The sequence below is a fragment of the Synechococcus sp. R6-7 genome (assembly GCF_047461695.1).
Classification (GTDB): domain Bacteria; phylum Cyanobacteriota; class Cyanobacteriia; order Thermostichales; family Thermostichaceae; genus Thermostichus.
Genome location: NZ_JANSHS010000279.1, coordinates 1 through 3,254, shown reverse-complemented (window position 1 = coordinate 3,254; position 3,254 = coordinate 1). Strand labels below are relative to the sequence as shown.

At 55.9% G+C, this 3,254-nt stretch carries 4 protein-coding genes and 1 tRNA gene; 1 reads left to right on the top strand and 4 read right to left on the bottom strand.

The annotated features are described in order from the left end of the window. Window positions 1–228: 228 nt before the first annotated feature. On the bottom strand, window positions 229–663 hold the full coding sequence (locus tag NW815_RS08745; protein ID WP_011432900.1) for a hypothetical protein: 435 nt from the start codon (window positions 661–663) through the stop codon (window positions 229–231). 201 nt (window positions 664–864) lie between these two features. On the opposite strand from NW815_RS08745, the gene NW815_RS08740 reads away from it, so the two are divergent. Further along, window positions 865–938: transfer RNA gene (locus tag NW815_RS08740), tRNA-Arg, on the top strand. Between the two features lie 34 nt (window positions 939–972). On the opposite strand, the gene NW815_RS08735 is transcribed toward NW815_RS08740, so the two are convergent. The 3 genes from NW815_RS08735 to NW815_RS08725 all read right to left on the bottom strand — a co-directional run bounded on the left by NW815_RS08735 (window position 973) and on the right by NW815_RS08725 (window position 3,122). Further along, the gene (locus NW815_RS08735) at window positions 973–1,407 is read right to left on the bottom strand and encodes a type IV pilin protein (protein ID WP_414390593.1); all 435 of its coding nucleotides are present in this window, start codon (window positions 1,405–1,407) and stop codon (window positions 973–975) included. Window positions 1,408–1,835: 428 nt separating this feature from the next. After that, a complete protein-coding gene (locus NW815_RS08730) occupies window positions 1,836–2,648 on the bottom strand; it encodes an FAD binding domain-containing protein (protein WP_414415911.1) in 813 nt (270 codons plus the stop codon). Window positions 2,649–2,690: 42 nt separating this feature from the next. Then, entirely contained in the window at window positions 2,691–3,122 is a 432-nt protein-coding gene (locus NW815_RS08725) for a DUF1818 family protein (RefSeq protein ID WP_414388797.1), read from the bottom strand. Window positions 3,123–3,254 lie beyond the last annotated feature (132 nt).

Here is a 3,254-nt window from a genome sequence, read left to right as displayed (position 1 = left end):
GTGCTCTCTTTTGGCTCAAATGAAAGATCAGCACAACCTAGTTGGAATGACTATAATTTGTAATTTTTTACAGAAAGAGGCGTTTTTCAAAAGCTGAGCTGGCACTTGTTCTCTCGTTTTAACAAGTTGGCCAGAAACTTCTTAAGCTTTCTCTACTCTGTAGGCACGCTCTTCTGGATCCAGCTGATCCAGCTAGACCAGGGCATGGGGTAAGACTACTCCAAGATCCTATTCTCCCTCGGGGGGTGCTGCCGCCTCAGAATCCAAAATGGCCCCTGCTCCGTAAGAGTCAATATCGATGGCCTGGGATCCACCGGCAGCCAACAGAGCCATCAGGGATCCCAACTGCCACCACACCAAGCCTGCCGTGCTCAACACTAGGATCCCACCGACGCAGGCGGCCAAGGCCATAGACAGGCCAAACACGTTCAGACACGCGGCCACAAACCCAGAGGTAAACAGGCAGCAGAGACTGTAGGTGAGGATCACCCCAGGAGTGCGGTAGCGAATTTGCGCTTGGCTATCCCGGTTGAGCTGCCAAAGGGCCACCTGGTATTCCAAATTGTCCTTGAAAATGATGCCAAAGATAACAGCAAAAAAGCTGAATAAGGCGATGGCAGAGTAAATGGGGGGATTGACGAAGGGATCAGAAAGGGATTCCATAGGGCTGACCTCGGTTTGGGATCCAAGTCCTTAGCTTAACACTTCTTAGCATCACAGAAGATGTCTAGCAGGTCAATGTCAACAACACAACCGATAACGCCAGACCCAGTTGGGGCATGATGAGAACTGGTCGGGTATCACCTCATCTGCAAAAGGGCTGTAATCTGAGATGGGGGCTAAGAGCAGTAGGATGTTCGACAAGGGGCTGTAGCTCAGATGGATAGAGCAAGCGCCTCCTAAGCGCTAGGTCGGCGGTTCAAGTCCGCCCAGTCCCGCTTCCTCAAGCCGCCAGACTCCTGCCTGGGCAGGTCAACGATAGAGGTTGCAGGAGTTGTGTAGGTTGTAGCCGGAGACCAAAACCTCTTGCTGGCGATCCCCAAGGCCGATGTCACAGCGCAGGGGATTCCCACCAGCAGCTGTGTAGGTGTGAGACTCCGTCATCCAACGCATGCCAGCTGGGCCAGGTGTGGGAGGAACAACTTCGGGGAGACGATAGTTGGGGGCTTGCCAGGGATCTTGTAAATAGCGATCCCCGTGGATCCCTCCGAATTCAATATCGGCGTAGCCGGAGGGATAAACCGTAAAGTCCATGCGGAAGATTTCCGAAGCACGGCCAACGGTCGCCAAAGCTGTTTGGGCTTCAGCAACTCTGGAACGGCGAATGTGGTTAAGCAGGTTGGGAATGGCCACCGCGCAGAGAGTACCGACAATCACGATGACCACCAGCAACTCGATCAATGTCATGCCACAAGGAGCCGCAGTGGCCAGACGAAAGAGGATTCTCCGGAGATACACTTCATGAGGGGAAAACCGACTCATAGCAGTTTCAGTCCCGCTTCGGGAGAAATCAGGCACTTAGCTAAACCCAAAGGAGCTTGCCCCAGTATTCCAGCCTTTCCTTGGTTTCAGGTTACCCTTTGCGGATCCAAAACTTTCCCTGTCAAATCATGCGAACTCCTGAATCCAAAACCTCACTGGCTATCAACTGTGGGTAAGTTTTTTATAAACTGGCCTCAAGTTTTAAGCTCAGATAAAGCTGGGTTCACTGTGAACTATTTTCGCGGTTGTCTGTGGGGTGGCACTTGCTGCCGCCGCGGACTCTCATGGGTCATTCGTTTTTGGGAGCTCAGCAGATGAATTTATCCTCTCTCATTTGGTCAGGGAGGTCAGGCTTACTCTCGGAGCAAGATTGCCAGACAGCGGCGAATCAATACCTCACTCATGCGTTGGCGGTAGAGGGCGCTGGCCCGAAAATCCGCGATCCAGCCGTGGGCTTGCTCTGCCAAAAGTTGGGGAAGATGTTCTGGATCGGGCCGGGATCCCAGCCGCACCAGTTGTGGGGGTGAAAGGGCAGCATTGAGTCCGAAGCGATAATCGCCTGAGTCGGGATCGCGGGATCCGGCAACGATCACCAAGGCGGGATCCGTTTGGGTGATGCCGAGCCGCTGAAAGGTGCTGGGGCCGCGCAGCCGTTGGGCCGGGATCCAGATGGATCGCAAGGCTTCCCCCGGCTGCTGCAGAGTTTGTTGGGGGCCGATTTGAAAGTCCTGAGCGGGGATGTGGCGCAGGGATCCCTGCAGATCGATCAGCGTGTAGGTGGCCTCAAGGGCGATCAACACGGGTGCTACGACACCGACACTCAGGGCCAGGCAGAGATTTCCCCCTATCGTTGCCAAGTGGGCCACCTTAAAAGAGGCCAAAGACGCCATTCCCTCGCACAGGGCGCGGATCCCTGGCCAATGGGGTGGCCAATCGTATTGCAACAGTTGCTGGAAGGTACAGGTTGCCCCCAGTTTTAACCCTTCTGCACTGATTTCCAGCTCGTTCCAGTCCAGAGGATGCAAATCGATCAGTCCCCGCAGGTGGGGTTGCGGCTGTGAGAAGAGCCAAGTCCCCCCGGCCAGCCAGTTCCAGCCGGGATCCCAGGCGGTCAAGTCCTCAAGCTGTCGGGGACGAATGTAAGTGTGCAGATGGTGCAGATCCATGGGTTCTCTCAGGCAGGGATCCAGACTGCAGGCTTCAGGGGGCTAGAGAGCTTCCTGAAAGCATTGGGCGAGGGCCTGGCACAGCTCAGGGACAACATCAGCAGGCCAAAAACCTTCTCCGCGCCGGCCTTGATGCAATTGCACATAGAGACCCCAGGCAGTGGCGCTGCCGCTGGCTATCAGGGTCAAAGCAGGGAAAGTCTGCTCCAGCGTAATGCTCTCCTCCGCCATCAGTTGGGAGGCGATGGCCTCCATATCCTGCTGCAGGCGCTGCACCCCCTGCACAAACGCTTGCCACTCCTCCTGAGTGAGCTCCAGCGCCCAGGCTTCTCCCCCCACCAGCGCAACAAAAGGGGAACGGGTGGGATCCCAGCCCAGCCTCCAGCCGGATCCCTTGTGCAAAGAGGGGCGGCGTCCCGCCGTGGCGATTGGGAACCCGTCGTCGGGAACAGACAGGCGAGGAAAAGCATCCATGGTGCTCCGCACCGCTAACGCGACCACTGCAGGTAGGCCAAAAAAGATGGGGGTAAAATCGACAGGGTGTGTTTTAGGATAAAGCGGCCATGGCCAGTTGTCAGGCTCTCACTGCCAAACCCCGTCGGTTTT

Bases quoted from the DNA above. Each gene is read 5' to 3' on its own strand.
- NW815_RS08745 (WP_011432900.1), bottom strand. From the start codon at position 663: ATGGAATCCCTTTCTGATCCCTTCGTCAATCCCCCCATTTACTCTGCC.
- NW815_RS08735 (WP_414390593.1), bottom strand. From the start codon at position 1,407: ATGACATTGATCGAGTTGCTGGTGGTCATCGTGATTGTCGGTACTCTC.
- NW815_RS08725 (WP_414388797.1), bottom strand. From the start codon at position 3,122: ATGGATGCTTTTCCTCGCCTGTCTGTTCCCGACGACGGGTTCCCAATC.
- NW815_RS08730 (WP_414415911.1), bottom strand. From the start codon at position 2,648: ATGGATCTGCACCATCTGCACACTTACATTCGTCCCCGACAGCTTGAG.